This window comes from Dyadobacter alkalitolerans DSM 23607, from assembly GCF_000428845.1.
Taxonomy (GTDB): Bacteria; Bacteroidota; Bacteroidia; order Cytophagales; family Spirosomataceae; genus Dyadobacter; species Dyadobacter alkalitolerans.
The window spans coordinates 86132-103596 of record NZ_AUAS01000009.1 but is presented as its reverse complement, the minus strand read 5'-3'; the positions used below and the strand labels follow the sequence as shown (position 1 = coordinate 103596).

The 17465-nt window shown below is 49.5% G+C and carries 8 protein-coding genes; all 8 read right to left on the bottom strand.

The annotated features are described in order from the left end of the window. Window position 1 precedes the first annotated feature (1 nt). Window positions 2-3124: a DUF6298 domain-containing protein gene (locus tag G395_RS29750; protein WP_035361773.1), complete on the bottom strand. Its 3123-nt coding sequence runs from the start codon at window positions 3122-3124 to the stop codon at window positions 2-4. 37 nt (window positions 3125-3161) lie between these two features. Further along, window positions 3162-4862 carry a pectate lyase family protein gene (locus tag G395_RS0118480; RefSeq protein ID WP_035361771.1) on the bottom strand — a complete coding sequence of 567 codons (1701 nt, stop codon included), beginning with the start codon at window positions 4860-4862 and terminating at the stop codon, window positions 3162-3164. A 303-nt stretch (window positions 4863-5165) separates the two neighbouring features. Next, entirely contained in the window at window positions 5166-6920 is a 1755-nt protein-coding gene (locus G395_RS0118475; RefSeq protein WP_026631413.1) for a RagB/SusD family nutrient uptake outer membrane protein, read from the bottom strand. Window positions 6921-6931: 11 nt separating this feature from the next. Continuing rightward, window positions 6932-10021, bottom strand: a complete 3090-nt coding sequence (locus G395_RS0118470; RefSeq protein WP_229204219.1) for a SusC/RagA family TonB-linked outer membrane protein — start codon at window positions 10019-10021, stop codon at window positions 6932-6934. A gap of 392 nt (window positions 10022-10413) precedes the next feature. Further along, window positions 10414-12198, bottom strand: a complete 1785-nt coding sequence (locus G395_RS0118460) for a RagB/SusD family nutrient uptake outer membrane protein (RefSeq protein WP_229204218.1) — start codon at window positions 12196-12198, stop codon at window positions 10414-10416. A 21-nt stretch (window positions 12199-12219) separates the two neighbouring features. Further along, on the bottom strand, window positions 12220-15651 hold the full coding sequence (locus G395_RS0118455) for a TonB-dependent receptor (protein ID WP_229204217.1): 3432 nt from the start codon (window positions 15649-15651) through the stop codon (window positions 12220-12222). Window positions 15652-15785: 134 nt separating this feature from the next. Further along, window positions 15786-16772, bottom strand: coding sequence for a FecR family protein (locus G395_RS0118450; RefSeq protein WP_026631408.1), 987 nt, complete (start codon window positions 16770-16772; stop codon window positions 15786-15788). 106 nt (window positions 16773-16878) lie between these two features. Then, a complete protein-coding gene (locus G395_RS0118445) occupies window positions 16879-17451 on the bottom strand; it encodes an RNA polymerase sigma-70 factor (protein ID WP_211237789.1) in 573 nt (190 codons plus the stop codon). Window positions 17452-17465: the final 14 nt, after the last annotated feature.

Genomic DNA, 17465 nt, shown 5'->3' with positions numbered 1-17465 from the left:
ATCAATTTTTTGAAATCCAGATTACCATAGGAGCCGCCTTTGCTTGGGCAGAAGTCACCGCCTGAATTATCTCTCCACCCTTCACTTTTTCGCTTTTGCCAATCCATGTTCCAGTGGCCGGATCAATGCGGCGAAGCACATAATTTCCTTTGCAACCGGTCAGATCAATGTTCAGATCAGCATTGGCCTCCTTATAAAAAACGGTCGCCACACCCGGATTCACCAGTTTATAACCGCCAGATGTATCCGGCTTCATCCTGGAAACGTCCGCCAAAAATTCATCCGAAACGCGTGGGATTGCGCTGATGGATCCGCCAGCCATGAACACCGCCCAAGCATTGGAATCGTAATTTCCGGCTGAATATAGGACCGCTTTTTCGGGATGTTTTTGTCTGTATTCGAGCACAGCTTTGTAAATGGATGCAAAGGAAATTTTACCCGTTTTCTGTAATCTGGCGTGTTGGCGGGGAGCGAGATTTTTGCCTCCTTCCGGAGCATAAAATGTGCCATCCTCGCGCAAATGCCAGTAACGTATGTCGATGACGTCTACGATTCTGGAATAGTTGGGCTCTGCCAAAATAGCATCCTGAACGTCCTTCGCGGTGCTTAATGCGATCAGTGCGTTTTTGCCCGTTTCCTTTTCCCAATCCACAATCACGTCCAGCCAGAACTTTACAAAGTGCAGCGGCCCCGTGTATTCTGCACCAATAAATTGAATGACGCCGCTTTGATCTGCGAAGTTTTCGAGGCATTTGCGGATGTAGGCCGTGTGGATGGCCCGGCGTTGCGGATTGCTTATGTCGTAAAACTGCTCGGCCATGAAAATTCGTTTGTCGCCCGCGTAAGGCGGCGGTTCGGGGAAGCCTGTGTTGTTTACATTGTTGGCTGTGCGCCAGGGAAAATCGGCGTAATGTGCGCCTGCTTCGAGAATGTTGTGCTGGAAATAATTTTGATGATAAAGCACAAGACCTTTCTGGTCAGCTAGTTGCGCGAAGGCTTTGAGCCTTTGCCAATACCAGTTGTTGTATTTTGTGAGATCGTATTTACTGAGGTTATCCCAAGCCGCGTCCTTGCCGCTTCTGGCAAACGGCTGCTCATAAAATGGCGGCCACACTTCCGCGTCGATCCGGCGGATGCGCTCGTGATCGTCGCGGCGGCGGTCGTACCAGAGTCCGTAATTGTGGTCGAGTACCGTGATGTTTTTGGCTAATAATGAATCTGTCATTGCTTCCGGAATGTCGGTTAATCCCGCGCTTGACCGACCTGGAACGAAGCGGGTAATGTGCGGTTTGGCCTGCGCCACATCGTGCGGACGAATGCTTCCGCGCCACCACGGCACTTCCTGGCGGTTGCCGGTAACCACTTCCTCACCACGCACCAGCCAGCCGTTTTGGATGGTTAACGGTGGTAGATTTGTCTTTCGCGCTATTTGTTTTATACCAATTTCGTCAATGGTCTTCGCATTGGTGTAGGCAACGGGAATCGGATCTCTTTTTGAGGCCTCATCAATCCAGTCTGCCAATGAAGCTGCCGGAACATTCGATTTTGCAGTTAGTTCTGCCGCCTGCGCAATGCTCGGACTGCTGGATGCCTCGGATTCTTTTGGCATAAGCGCGGCATTTGCGATTGCTTCATTACCAATCCTTTCCGCTAGCTGTGTAACATACAAACTGCGCGGTTTAATGTGCTCATTCACATTTTCCCAAAAACCATCACCCGCAAATTCTGCCCAGATCCCGAATGCAAAATTCGTCGCACCTGGCGGGCTGAAATTCTCCACACGAGAGGCAGCACATTGCCACATAACACTGTTAGCCGCAGTCCAGCCGGCACCATGGCCATCCTGACCGCGATTTTTGAAGCTCAATGCCTGCCCATCGACATTTACATTATCAAAAAGAACCCCGGAAGCCCAGCTATCCGCAGCGCCACTGAACCCGAATGGCTGAATTGACTCGCATTGGACGAATGCATTAGGTCCCGCCGCGCGGTAACCCGTGGTGAAATCGTGATAGCCGTTTTCGGCATAACACCTTTGAAAAAGCGTTAACTGCCCTTGTGTGTAGAATGTATTCCGCCGCTGCCCCGCTATTTCAGAGACAGGCATCACCGACTTGCAATCTTCAACAGTAACCCGCGAAGCCGCCTCAAAAAGTGCCACCGCCGAGCCCGCAAGGCCTTTAAAATGAACCTGCCTTACCCATGCATTTTCGACATTATCCATTGTTACACCCATCCAGCGATGTTCTTCGTCTTTTGGATTAGCCGGATCAAATGTGGATTCAATGCAAAGATTTTCAATCCCGACCTGACTAATGCGTCCAGGCCATTCATATTTGGTTATAAAAGCGCCGCCATATTTATTGTCCAAAGCGGTTGTCAAAGGTGCTTGAATGGTGATTTGGTTGCCCGAAATGGCTGTAATGGTGCGGTCCCAGACAATGTCCCGCTGCCCAGGCTTCCATCCAAGCCAGCCGGTTTCGCCGCCGAATTCCTCCATTTTTAGCAATTGAATCCATTCCTTCGTAGATGGCCGCTGAATTTGAATCCGGTCACCGGTTTTCAGATTAGCTGCATTTGATACATTGAATTTCAATGCATTAACCGGGACGTATTCATCTGCTACTTCAATGGATTTGCTTTTCTTTATATCATTCGCACCTGAAATCTGAATGATAGTTTCCCGCGAAAGTCCGGCGCCTAGTAATGTTGTTTTGTCTTTCCCCGTGCCATTTCCCCGGATAACGATTCCTGATTTTTCAATTAAAATACTTCCCTGAATGGCATGGACGCCTTTTTCCAAGAAAACCACCCCTCGAATCCCATCCCGATCCGCCGGCAAGGTTCCCACATAATCGATTGCGGACTGAATCCGTAATGTAGCATCACCCGGCTTGGCAGGCACGACAACCCGGATAGCAACATCAGGAATTGGTTTGTTTCCCGACATATAACCTGCATAAGAGAAGTCGACAATGCGGTTCCCGAGCGAATCCGGCGCGTAATGCAGCTTTCCGTCATCGCCCATGGCGACGGGAGATGGTGCTTTGATTTTTTTCTGGGCCAGGGCATAATCGGGCACAAATAAATACAATCCCGTCAGCGACAGGATTGTATTTTGCACAATCACCCTTTTTATATAGTCCTTAACCTTCAAAACCTTATTTTCTGTTAGACGTTTCCTTTAATGAAGCCAGCGTATCGCGGTTATTCTTAGGGTCTTTCCAATTTGTTTTCTTTTTCGGATCGATGCCGTTGATGAATTTTTCAATGTTGGCATAACCGTCGCCGCTCATGTCCTTTTGTGCGTCCGAAGCGTCGTTTGGATTGAGGCTGTATTTGATTTCCCAATCGTCCGGCATGCCATCATCGTCCGAATCCTTGTAAGGCGTTCCCTTGTATTCCGGATAGCCGCCAACTTGCGAAATGTCCGTGATAATGCCGTTTTTGTATGAATCAATCGGCAAGCGACGGTGCTCAAACTGTGTTTTTGGCAAAGTAACACCATCAATCGGATTGATCTTTCCTGTCCTGACCTGTGTAGTCACCCGCGTATCTACCGGATCGCGCCTGGGCAACGTTGCGCCTGCGTGAGTGAGCACATAATCAAAGGATTCTTTGGCACTCATGATCGGGAATTGAGGCATAGGCAATGGCTGGTTCCACTTCATTTTATCTTTGTATTTTCCTGTATTAGGAAGCTCTTCCACCTGCACACCGCCGTTCCAATTGTCTTTGGTGACCGCGTCGAAACCCTCCATAATATTGCCATGCACATAAGCACGGCCATAAACCTGGTAACCAAGTTTGCTCCTGCCCGCTTCGGGTTTGACGATCCGGTGCGCTATCGGGCCGTCTTTCGGCGTCTGCGGACCTGGCTTAAAATAGTTGTTGATAATGTTATACATCGCCCGGTAATCGCCGCCATCAATGGAGCGGTGGACCCAGTTGAAGATCACATTATTCGTAAAGTTAAATATACCAAACCAGCCGATGGAAGGATTTCTACCAGCGTTATTAGCCCATAGATTGCGCATAAACGTACAATTCTCCCCACCCAGCGTGCTTCCGAAAGAGTGGTTCCAGGTGTCCAGTGTTTCTGAAAAAATGGAATTTTGGATCGTAATATTCACCGTAGGAAGCTTCGCTTCGGCAGCGCCCGTGCTGTCATTATACATATGCCGATACATCGACATATTCTCATCCAATCCCCAGCTCGCCGAAACGTGGTCGATCATAATGTTGCCGATCGGATTACCACCAATCGAATCGTCACGGCGACCCACAAATGTCTCGCCCCGGCGGAAGCGCATGTGCCGGATCACCACGTCATGCGTATTGATCCAGACCGTCTCGCCCGCCACGCACACGCCATCGCCCGGAGCCGTTTGTCCGGCAATGGTAATGTAAGGCGCTCGGATAATAAGCGGCGTTTTCAAACGGATGATGCCCGCCACATTAAAAACAATGATCCTCGCACCGCCCTGCTCGCAGGCATCACGCAAGGTCCCCGGCCCGCTGTCTTCCAGACTTTTCACCACATAAACCTTCCCTCCACGGCCGCCAAAACTAAAAGCACCCCCACCTTCTGCCCCGGGAAAAGCCGGAATATCAGACTGCGGCAGATCCACCGGCCGCGCCGCCCACGGAATGTAGGGCTTTCCGTTCCTGGCCTCCTGCTCGATGATCGGCCAAGCCTTCTGCCAGGCAATCTCCGATTCCCACATCGCCGCCTTGAGAAGCGAATCGCTGGTTTTCTGCGCTGCCGGTGGAATTTTGGGATACTGGGCCTGTGCGGCTGGGGTGAGGAGTGATAGGGCTGCTGTTAGGAGTTGGAGTGGGAGTGTTTTTTTTGATATCATGTTTGTTGTTGGTTTGCTTTTCAGTTGTTTGTTGACGTTGTGCTTGCACTTCGGCCGCATCGGCGGCCCGGTCCGCTCAGTGTGACAGGCTTGGTCTTTGTCGTTGTGCCTTCACTTCGGCTCCGCTCAGTGTGACAGGACTAGTAACTCGTCAATACGCCCTGTCAGTCTGAGCGGACCGGGCCGCCGGTGCGGCCGAAGACCGCCCACCTACCAGCCCACCGCCTCGTCACAATCCACCACCTCGCCCTGTCAGTCTGAGCGGAGCCGAAGACCGCTCACCTACCAGCCGCCCGACCCTTACTACTTCAACGGATCAAACGTCCCCGAAGGCCACCCGATATTCTGTTCGAGCCTAGCATTATTAGTCAACGCTGTGCTGGGGATGGCGAAGAAGTAGTATTCGGGTAACCAGTTGATTGTGTATTTAGTGTCCAGGTCTTTGGGGACTATTTCCATGTAGTTGCGGTAGACTGAGTCCAGGCTCATGCCGTCTCGGCGGGCGGCGAAGTCTTCGGGTGATATGGCAGATGTTTTCAGGTTGATGGTTATGCCGGTTCTGCGTTTTCCGTTTAGTTTGGTTTCGAATTGTTTCCAGCGTCGGAGGTCCCAGAAGCGTTTGCCTTCGAAGGCTAGCTCTATTTGTCGTTCGTGCAGGATGGCCTGGAACATTTGCGCGCGGGTCATTTTTGGGTTCAGCCCATGGAAACCGTCTGCTCCCGGGTCGATGCCGGCTCTTTGGCGGATTGCTTTCAGTTGTGTGTAGGCTTCGTCCAGCTTGTTGATGCCGCAGGCGGCTTCGGCGAGATTGAGCATTACTTCGGCGTAACGCATTTCTATCCAGTCGGTTCCGCTGTTGGCGACTGCGCCGGTGGGCAGGTTTGGGTCAATGGCTTTGCGGACGTAGAAGCCGGTTACGGTGGCTTTTTGCTCAACGGTTTTGTTGTTTACAAAATAGGTCCATAACCTGTAATTCGTGTTGCCGTTAATGTGCCAGCTGGCGCCGTTGTAGGCAATGGTGTTGTCAAATCTTGGGTCGCGGTTTTTGTAAAACAGCTTTGGATCGTAGCCTGAGCCTTTTTCTTCAATGTTCTTACCATTCTTCATTGGAAAAGCCTGCGCTATTTCCCAGGTCGGCTGGTTGGAGCCGCTTCCTGTTCCCAGGTAGGAAGGCCGCGTATTGTTGTCCCAGGTTTGATTTTTATTGATCTGGTCCCCTACTTTATTGTTATAGCTTGTAACCCACACAGCCTCCGGGTTGTTAGCCTCCGTAAACCACAGGTCTTTGAAACTTTGGTGTAACCCAAAACCATTTGCTTTCAACAGATCAATGGCCTGTTTATTAGCATCATAAGCTGCCTGCCAGCGTTCCGGCAGGTCGTTTGGATTGAATTGCGGACTTGCGTAATGGAGTAAAATCCGGCCCTTGAAACCAGCGGCTGCTCCACTCGTGATCCGGCCCCAGTCGTTGGAATCGTTCCATTTGCCTGGGAGGTTTTCGATGCTGAAATTAAGGTCCGTTACAATTTGCTGAATGCTTTCCGACGTGCTGCTTCTTGGAATAGCGGCCTGCTCTTTCTCCTCCTCACCGATCGCGCCGAGCGGTTCCAGCACCAGCGGCACGCCGCCGTAAAGTTGCACAAGATCAAAGTAGCGGTAAGCACGGAAAAATGTAACCTGACCCATTAATTGCTTCTTATAGCCCTCACTGAGTGCGCTTGCAGGCATTTTGGCTAAAAACTGATTGATAGAACGGATCTTTCCATAATTGTTTGTGGCATTTACAGAAGTCCCGAAATCAGCGACGGTGTTCACCTGGACGGTCCCTTCAAAAAATCGCGTTTCGCCGGAAATCTCGTCTGTCGCTTTCAGGAAATCACCCGTTGGCCATACGGGCAGGTTTTGGTCATATACATAATCCACATAGCCCCTGGCCAGCAGTGTATCGTTGAAAACCTGCTCCTCATTGAATGCCGAAAGGTCCGTTTTGTCAAGCACTTTTTCGCAGCCCGAAGTCAGTAAAACAGCTGCCAGTAAAAGAATATGTTGCGGTTTCATTTCAGTCCGTTTTAAAGTGTAAGATTTAGTCCCAATGACCAAGTTTTCATCAGCGGATACACATTATAAGCGCCTACCGAGCCTTTGTAATCGTATGGATTGTAGAAATTGAACGGGTTCATGGCCACGCCGATCAGTTTGAGGCCGCTCACGCCCAGTTTTTTGGAAACATTTTGATTCAAACTGTAAGACACATTCATACTGCGCATGCGGAACACAAATGCGTCGCGGAACCAGAATGATGATGCCACCGAATAAGTGTCGTCGTAATAGGGGTCAGGATAGGCTGCATTCGGGTTTTCGGGTGTGTAATGGTCAGCCCAGAAAACAGGCCGGGAAACGTCTACAGCTGCTTTTTTCCGTGCGTCGCCATCTACAATGCCTTGTCCGCCAAATGATCCTGCGGTAACAACATCCAGCCTGAATCCTTTGTAACCGAAACCCAACGACAGACCAAAATTGTAATGGTTGTTCTCTTTGTTGGACAGGTAATCCATGTCATCTTCGGTGATTTTTCCGTCGGGCGCTTCGTAGCTGCCATCTGTCTGGCGCGGGCCGCGGATATCCTTATAGTAAAGCATGCCGGGCATCGGCGCTCTTCCAAAGATTGTGTAACCATTGTTTTGTTCAAGGAACCGATCCACTTCGTCCTGCGAGCGGAACATGCCGAGATATTGGTAACCCATAATCCCGCGGTCGCCCGAACGGCCCGTCGGGTCCAGCCAGGTTCCTACATTCGCCGGCGCTACATCCACGAGCACATTACGGTTGTCGTTCCAGGCGAGGAATGCATTTACATTGTAATCAATGCTCTTGCCAATCTTGCTGCTCCAACCGGTTGAAAACTCGAAACCGAAAGAGTTAATGGTCTCATAATTTTCCGAAGGCATCACCGAACCGATGGTTAGCGGAACAGATGAGGACAATGTAGTGAGCAGGTTGTAGCCGTGATCGTGGTAAAAGTCCAAGCCCGCGCTTAGCTTGCTGTTCAGGAAGGATGCGTCCAGACCAATGTTCTTTTTGGTAACATCATCCCAGCGGCCAAAGTAGTTGGGCAGTTTTTCAAGTTTGATCCCCACCGTGCGGTCGCTGTTCCCTCCGAAAACTGCGCCATTGGAAGCCTGGGGCGTATAACGCTGCAACCATTGCCAGTTGGCCGTGCGGTCGCCGCCCAGGAATCCGATGGATGCGCGGAGTTTCAGGAAGTTGATGAAGCTGAGTTTTTCTTTAAATAAATTTTCTTCGGAAAGCACCCAGCCGGCCGAAACCTGAGGGAATGTGCCCCAGCGATATTCGGGGGCAAATTTCGTTGACGCGTCCCGGCGGAAGGAAACTTCAAGCAAATAGCGTTCTGCAAAACTGTAATTCAGCCTGCCTACATAGGATAGCACACCGCTTTCATTCGCTGTGTTCGGGCCAATGTCCTTGGCTCCCAGTGCGGACATTAAATAATCATTTCCGCCTTCAAAAATGCCTTCCTTGAATGTGGCAATGCTTTCTGAGTAAATCTCCGACTGCTCCACCAACGCCAGTGCGCTTACGGAATGCCGGCCAAAATCGCGTGCATAGCTCAGGTTTACATTCATTTGATAGGATTCAGAGTAACCGGGGTTGAATCTCAGGCGGTCACCATTATTGAGCCGCGTGGGCGCATTAGGCGTGCCTCCGTAAATGTGCCGGTTTTCGCCTTCCATCGAAAAGCCGTAAGTCTTATAATAGGTGCCAAATTGTTTTCCCCAATCATTGCCCAGATTTTTGTTGTAAACCCCGCGCACTTTCAGGCCCTGAACAAACGGCACATTGTATTCCAGATAAGCATTGATATTCAGCACCACGTTTCTGGCGCGTGTGTAGTTGTTGAGTTTTTGGGCTTCAAAAAAATGGAAACCGGTTGTGGAAGAACCGCCGGGAAGCAGAACGGGTAAACCATTGACATAAGGCGGGATGAATTGCGGTGTATTCAAAAGATTTGTTACGTCTTTCTCCACATTTTCACCGCCCTGTTTGAGATAAAATAATTTGTTATCAGACAAATTTCCGCTCACGCCCAATCCTACTTTCAGATTCTTGGTGATCTTGACGTCACTGCTGGCTCGGAAATTCCATTTCTTGTAACTGATATTATCCACGTTTCCGTTTTGTGCAAAATAGGTGGCGCCGGCAAAGAATGTGGCCCGCTCCGTTCCTCCGCTGATGTTGATGGCATGCCTTGTATTAAAGGAAGGTTTCCAAGCCATATCAAACCAATCGTAGTTGTTGTTTCTGAAATGTTCGAGCTCGTCGGGTGAATAGAATTCGGGATCGGTTGCTGCGAGTCCTCTTGTCCGATTGAAATCGTTGAGGTAAGTGGCGAGCTGGACGCCGTTCATCATTTTGGAGCGGTCCGTGGCTTCGGATACGCCGAATGTAGTGGTATAATTCACCTGCGGCTTGCCCGCTTTCCCGCGACGTGTGCGCACTACCACCACGCCTAATGCGGCACGAGCGCCATAAACAGCCGCTGCCCCATCTTTCAGGATTGAGAGGTTTTCTATTTCAGAGGCATCCAGCAGCTGGAAATCGGCCTCGGTGCGGATCACATCATCTATAATGTAGAGGGGCGAATTGCTGCCGCCGTCTTTGGAGGCTTTGGTAGGGTTACGGATCACGATGGAAGCAGGCGTTCCCGGCCGCGCCGACCCGCCGCTAACCGATACACCCGGCAATTTGCCGACAAGCGCCGACGAAATGTCTCCAACCGGCAGCTGATCGATCTCATTAATCCTCACCGTTGCCACCGCGCCTGTCAAATGCGAACGCTTTTGCTCGCCATACCCCACCACAACCACATCTTCCAGCGCCTTCACGTCCGGCTCCAAAGCCACCTCCACCAATGACCGGTTGCCGATCTCAACGGTTTGTTTCATAAAACCGACATAGCTGATAATGATCGATTTCCCATCCGCCGGAAGGCTGAGTGAAAATTTCCCTTCGCCGTCTGTAGTGGTGCCCTGCGTCGTTCCTGCAACAAGAACGGAAACGCCCGCCATGGCTTCTTTGGAAGCTGCATCGGTCACGACGCCCTTCAACTGGCGGTTCTGCGCAGTTCCGCAAAAGGACATGGCCAAAAGAAATAGAAAAAGTAGAAAAGCCCTTGCCATATTCATCGAACGATTTAAAATAGAACTATTTCAATACAACTTCGATTATCCATTGATAAAGTACAATAGAAACCCTGTTCAAGTCTATTTATACAGAATCTGGTAAGCAAGATAATTTTCGATTTTATTTCTGCACACGTTACCGGGAACGATTGCACAGGGCAAAAGTAAATGTTCGAAATTAAACGAAAGTGTTAAATTGACACAATGTGTTATAATCCAAAATATCCAAAGGTGACAAAAAGCAGCAGGTTTAAATTGTACTTTTTCGCTATCGATGTTGTTTAGGATAAATAAAAAAAGCCCGGCCTGCTTCGCAGCAGACCGGGCTAACATTAACAAACTATAAACAGCTAGTAACCAGGATTTTGCTTTATTTTTTTGTTCTGATCGATTACTGGCTGAGGGATGGGGTTCATGTACATTTTCTTGGTAAAAACGTGCGGATGGTTCAATCCTACCACTTCATAAACCCATTTTCCTTTGTTATCATTCGGTGAGGAGTTGGTGATTTTCATTCCGTGGAAATCTTTGTTCATCACATCCTCAGCGATAACCCAGCGAATAATGTCGTAGAATCGTTTGGTTTCGAAACATAGCTCCACACGGCGCTCACGGCGAATGGCCTGGCGCATGGTTTCCTTCGTCAGTCCGGCTGCCAGGTCAGGCAGGTTTGATCTTTTGCGGATCGCATTAATGGCCGCATAAACAGATGCATCCGGCCCGGCCGCTTCGTTCCGCGCTTCCGCATAGTTCAACAGCACTTCAGCGTAGCGATAATAAACGAAGTTCTGACCGCTCTGTGCGCCTCCTCTCGGTTTCAGCGGATTGATTTTCTTTTTGAAATAATAACCTGTGTTGCCTACGTCATCCGTTCCAAAATCGATCTGGTTTTTGGAAGGCCTTACTTTATCAATGCGGGTGAAAATGGTGTCGGTTTTGGCCATCCAGTCTTGCTTGTAAGGCGCTCCGTCATAGACGATGAAGTCGTAAAAGCGTTTTTCACGATTCACATAAGGCTTTTGCGGATCGTAGCCGGAGGTGGGGTCGGTAATGGGTTTTCCGTTGGCCATTGCAAACTGGTCGACCAGTTCCTGCGTCGGACAGTAATTGCCCCAGGTGTAATAAACGCCATCGATCCATACCGGGCCGCCGTATTGTTCATAGTTAGAGCCCATGATCACGGGCACGATCTGCCGGTCCCAGATGATTTCGGAATTGTATTCATTTTTTTCCCACCAAAGCGCCGAAACGTCCGAGAATAATGCATACTGGCCGCCAAAAGTGTCCATGAACTTCTTATTGGTCACCGCAGCTTTCTCCCAACGTTTTGCGTCGAAGTTACCGAAGGCGATCAACTTGTTAGGATCTGCGCCCGACGGCGGCGTGGCCGTGTTGAATGCCGGACTCGCTGCATACAATTCCAGCCAGCCTTTCAATGCGAGCGCAGCGCCCAGTGTTGCGCGTCCTGCATCGGCATCGCCTGCATTGTATTTCGCCGGCAGCAGCTTGTTAGTAACGATCTGATCCAGTTCCGTGGTAATAAAATTGAATGTTTCTTCAAATGTATTCCGCTCATTATAAAGCTCTTCCTCACTCATTTCATTCCTGTCCAGCACCTCCGTAATAATAGGAAGCCCACCCAGGTGCATGAACATTTCGCTGTAATAGTAAGCCCGCAGGAAACGCACTTCATCCGTCCTTTTCTTGATATAAGCCTCCGAAAAGTTGGCTGCGTTTTCGGTTATTTTTTGCAGGAACAAATTGCATTTCCTGATTTTGGTAAAACCTGCTCCCCAGGAGGCATAATCCGTTGCATTGGCATTGGCGTGGTCCATGGGCGTTCCCTGGTTTACGGCCGGGTCCACAATGCCCTGGCGCCAGCTATACGATTTCCAGTAAAAACCGGCATCGTTATCGTCTGTGAAATTATCCAGGTTATCCGGCGAATTCCATTTGTTGGAAAGCGCGCTGTAGATGTCATTCAGGAAAAGGTCCGCATTGCCTTCGGAGGCCCACTGGATATCGTCGGTAAGCCTGCTTTTGATCTGATTTTCCAGAAAATCCTCTTTACAGGATGTGGTCAGGCACATTCCGAGCGCAGCGGCCAAAACGATTTGTTTGATATTTTTCATCATGTCTTTATCAGTGTTTTGAAATCAGAATGTCACATTAAGGCCAAACACATACACTTTTTGATTCGGATAAGCCGTCTCCCGATCAGTTGCACCCACTTCCGGGTCCATAAACTTCATCTTGCTGGCTGTGAACAGATTCTGCCCGGAAGCATACACGCGAACATTTTGAATTTTGATGGCTTTGAGCAAACTGGCAGGCAGTGTATAACCGATAATCGCTGTCTTCAGACGGATATGATTGGTGTTCTGCATCCAGAAATCAGCCAGCTGCGTATTGTTCGCGTAAGGCGCCTGGTTGGCGCGCGGGTAACGGGCATCCTGGGTTTCGGGCGTCCAGCGGTTGTCGTAATATTCGTAGCTGGAATTGCTGTTGTTGTTATTGAAAGGAATGGTCTGGAACTGGCGAATGTCGAGGTCGGCCATGGACGATCCCTGAAAAAACAGGTTGGCGTCGAATCCCTTCCAGCTCGCAGTGGCGTTCAAGCCGTAAGTAAGGAACGGGTAGACGGGGTTACCAATCACGGTTTCATCATTGGAATCGATTTTTCCATCGGGCGTGCCATTCGGGCCGCTGATGTCTGCATAGCGAATGTCGCCAGGGCGCAATGTTCCGAACTGCGTAATGTTATAACCATCGGCAGCATTGATGAGCCCGTCGTCATTGGTGTCGTCTTCCGTGCTGAAAATGCCCATGGTTTTGTAGCCGAACTGTGTTCCTAGCGGGCGGCCTGTGCGGCTGCGGTTGGGATTGTTCCGCGTGGCAGCCGTTTCATAAACCTTGATCATTTTGTTTTTGGCAAAGCTAACATTGGCATTCAGCCCAAGTCGCAGCCCGTTTGACAGGCGGTGATTGGTGCCTGCACTTACCTCAAAACCATTGTTTTCCATGATCCCGCCATTCTCGTCTGCGAGCGCAAGGCCGTATTCAACCGGCACGCTTACGGCAGGAGGCAGCAGCATTCCGGTGCGTTTTTCATGAAAATAATCGGCTTCCAGGGTCAGCATGCCACGCCAAAATGCCGCTTCGATACCAATGTCCGTTTTGGTAGAAATTTCCCAGGTAATATTCTGGTTAGCCTCATTCGGCACGATAGCGCCCTGTACCATGGATCCCGTTCCGAATGCATATGCATTGCCATTGAGGTTGTAGCCCGTCAGATATTGAAACGCCGTTCCCGCCAGGTTACCCGATTTCCCCCACGATCCGCGCACTTTCAGGTTATCCACCCAGCTCACTGAATTTTTGAGAAAACCTTCTTCCGAAACCACCCAACCCGCTGAGAATGCAGGGAAGTAACCCCATCTTTTGCCCGGTGCGAAGTAATAATGTCCGTCATAACGGCCTGACGCTTCCAGCAAATATTTCCCGGCATAAGCATAACCTACGCGATAGACATAACCGATCTGGCTGCCGGTTGACGAAGTGCCGCCGTTGTCGAAATCGTTCTTGTTGGAGCTTCCCATATTGAGCTCATCCACGTCCACGGCAAAGTTGTTCCGGCGTGCGGAAAACAGCTCATAAGTGTTGTTCCTGGCTTCGGCAACGAGCAAACCGGTGAAGTCGTGCTTGCCGAATGTGTTTTGGTAATTGAGGTAACCCTGATATGTAAACGTTTGTGTTTTGATAAACTGCTGTGCCAGCCAGGAGAATGCCGCGGCTCCACCTTCGGAAGTTGAAATTTCCCTTTTGTAAGTGTAGGGCGTTGTGTTCAGATCCTGGGTGTAGTAGTAAAAAGGCTTATGATATCCTTTCTTGGTGCGCGTCATCGGATCGTAGCTGAATGTTCCTTTCACGCTCAACCCTTTGATGAAAGGCAGCTTTTGTTCGATGGCGATCGTGGTAAGTAAAGTGGAGTTATTGTTTTTGGTATAACCCGCATTCAGAATGCCCACCGGCGAGTTTCCTGCAAATTCTCCCCACAAACCATTGCTGTAATAAAGGCTGCGCGTGGGAATGTATTTGAAACCATTCCGGAAAAGGTTAGCCGCCGAAACGGCCGTGTCCACAGAAGAAACGCGCTCCACGGCGCCGATCAGTGAGAGCGAAACTGTTGTCGTTTTTGTGGCCTCAGCCGTAATGTTGATGTTGTAGCTGTAACGCGAATATTTAACGGGATCAAACATGCCATTCTGTTTCAGGAAGCCCAGCCCCGTCTGATATTTGATCCGCTCCGATCCGCCGCTGAGCTGCAATGTGTAGTTCTGCATCGGCGCATTCATATTAACGAGTTCCTTGGTGTTGCTGATCGGATATTTGTCGGGATCCTCGCGGTTGAGATTAATGTAATTTTCAACCAAATCCGTGGCAAACGGAAGTTGCGCTCCGGTTGGGTTTTCGTTCAGATAGGCTTCGTTTTTAAGACGCATATAATCCTGCGCGCTCAGCAACTTGGGATAATAAGTGGGCGTCTGCGTGCCATAGTAACTGCTCAATGTTAATGTTGGAGCGCCTGTTGCGCCTTTTTTAGTGGTAATGAGCAAAACGCCGTTTGCACCTCCCAAGCCATAAGGTGCAACTGCCGCGGCATCTTTCAACACTGTTACAGTTTCAATCGACCCCGGATCTATCTGGTTTACATTATCGCGGATAATGCCGTCGACAACGACCAGCGGGCGGTTATTTCCTGTTGTGCCAATCCCGCGAATGTAGATGGCCGGGGAGTCACTGCCTGGTTGTCCGCCGTTCGGGCGCATGCTCACACCGGCAACTCGTCCTGCGATGGAATTGGAAATGTTAGGGACCGGGTTTTCCGCAATTTCACTTCCTTTCACGGATGCTATGGAGCCCGTTAATGTTGATTTTTTCTGCGTTCCATAGCCTACAACCACCACTTCATCCAGCGCTTTTGTGTCCAGGATCAAATCCACTTTCAAATCCGTAGCATTGCCAACTTTCACTTCCTGAGACAGATAGCCAACAAATGAAAAGATCAGCACGGCGTTGCCATCCGGAACGTCGATCTGAAAATTACCTGAAACATCGGTCGTCGTTCCTCTTTGGGACCCTTTCAAAATAATGCTCACACCCGGCAGCGGCTCATTGGTTTCCGGCGTCTTGACCGTTCCCCTCACCGTAATATCCGCCACCACCGGCGCGATGGTCGGCTCGTCAGCGGTTTGCAGCGAGGTCGCTTTCTTGGCCGATCTGGATAAAAGGATCTGGTTGTTTTTGACGCGGTAAGCGATGGCGAGCGGCGTCAGCAGGCGGTCGAGCACGGCGTCCAGCTTTTCTTTCCGCGCTTCAATGCTGACAATGTGCTGCAAGCTTACGAGGTTGCTGGAATAGGCGAATTTCACCTTCGTTTCGTTCTCGATTTTGATCAGTGCTTCATTCAAAATCACATTCTTCAATTCCAGCGTAACGCCCTTGTTGAGGAGTTCCTGGGCCGGTGACTTATGCGCAAAGGCCATTGCCGAGCAGAGGCCGATACATAATAGTTGGTAGATTGTCATTTGCATGATTTTGAGTAGCAATCCATGCCGTGGATGAAAAGGTTTTTTCATAAGTTTACAGTGAATCGGTTAAAAATGTTAGCAATCACTATCCTGCTTAACTGCCTCAGGGCGAGTTAATGAACCGCATCTTCTTAATGACAGCCTTCGCCGCCAAACGTAATTTTGTCTCCCTCTATCTCGTAAGTCGTTCCTAACAAGGCATCGATCATATCGAGAATTTCGGCAAGCCGCTGGTTATTGAAATCCACTTTTAATTTGCACTTCCTGATCTGCGGATCTTTGAATACAAAGCTGACTTTGAAGATCCTGCCCAAACGCTCAGCCACTTCCTCCATAGGCGCCTCGTCGAATACCAGGGAGACGCTCTGCCAGGCTTCTTTGGTTTCGTTGTTTTCACGCAATGTCTTGACAGTTAATGCATTGCTGTTTTTGGCAAAAACCACTTGCTGTGCCGGCCGCAAAACCACCGGTTTTTTCTCTTTCACCGATTCTACTTCCACCACGCCTGTAACGACCGTCACCTGGCAAGTTGCTTCGCCGGCATTGGCGCGGACATTGAAACTTGTTCCCAACACCCGGGTTTTCATATCACCTGAGATGATCTCAAACGGATGCAGCTTGTCAGGCGTCACATCGAAAAAAGCTTCTCCCGAAAACCGCACTTTTCGCTCCGTGAATGCTTGGGCATAAGACAAAGTCGCGCCGGGGCTCAGCCAAACCGTCGTGCTGTCGGGAAGGGTGTAACGGTTCACTTTCTTTTCCAGGTTTTTGAAACTCATCCAGTCGGAAACCGATGCACTTCTTTCGGAAACTGTTTTATTTGGTTTTAAATATAAATAATAACCAATGCCCAGGCCGATACACAACACCGCCGCAACCCGGAGTGCGAAGGTCCATAACGTCGCCATCCGAGCAGGCTTTAAAAGCGTTTTTTCCGTTTCAGCGATCCGCACCTGAATGCGGTTGTACAGATTTTCCTCTTCTGTGCCCGTCCAAAGTTCCGGATGTTCCGCGTCCAGACTTTGATACCAATCATTCACCTCCTGACTTTCGGCATCACTGCATGTGCCGCTCAGGTATTTTCTTAAAATTTCGGATGAAGGTTTAGGGTGCTTCATTAGGTGTAGACTTTACACTTATTAACAGGTTTCAATAGTACAGTCTATCAAATACCTGCGCAACCCTTAGTCGAAATGTAAATTTTTTTTTAAAAAATTGGATCGGTCAAATTACCGGGAGAAAAAGGACGGCAAATGCGATGTAATCCTTCATTTCTACGCGAAGGATTTTTAACGCTTTGCTGATGTGTGCTTCAACGGTTTTTTCAGAGATGTCCATGGAAGCTGCGATTTCTTTAAGCGAATAGCCTTTCCGGCTCAGGATAAAAACCTCACGGCATTTCTGCGGCAGTTTGAGCAGTGATTGCTCGTAAAATTCATGGAGATTATTGAATTCCAGATATTCGCTGGTGTCATTGTCGAGCACCTCTTCATCGTCCAGGAATGTGGTCGTTCTTTTTTTCTGCTCTTGATGGAAGTAATTGATAATGCTGTTTTTCAGCATGCCATTCAGGTAAGCCTGGATATTTTTCTGAATGTCGAACTTGTTTCTGCCAAGCCAGAATTTGACAAATGTTTCCTGCACAAGATCTTCGGCGATAGATTTCAGTCCCGTCTTCCTTATAGCAATGTGAACGAGCAGCCGCGCGTGACGCCTGTATAATTCGCGAAAGGCCAGTTCTTCGTCACACTGACAAATGAGTTTCATCAATGTTTCTTCGGAATAAGTGCTGTACACGTCTGTCACCGCTT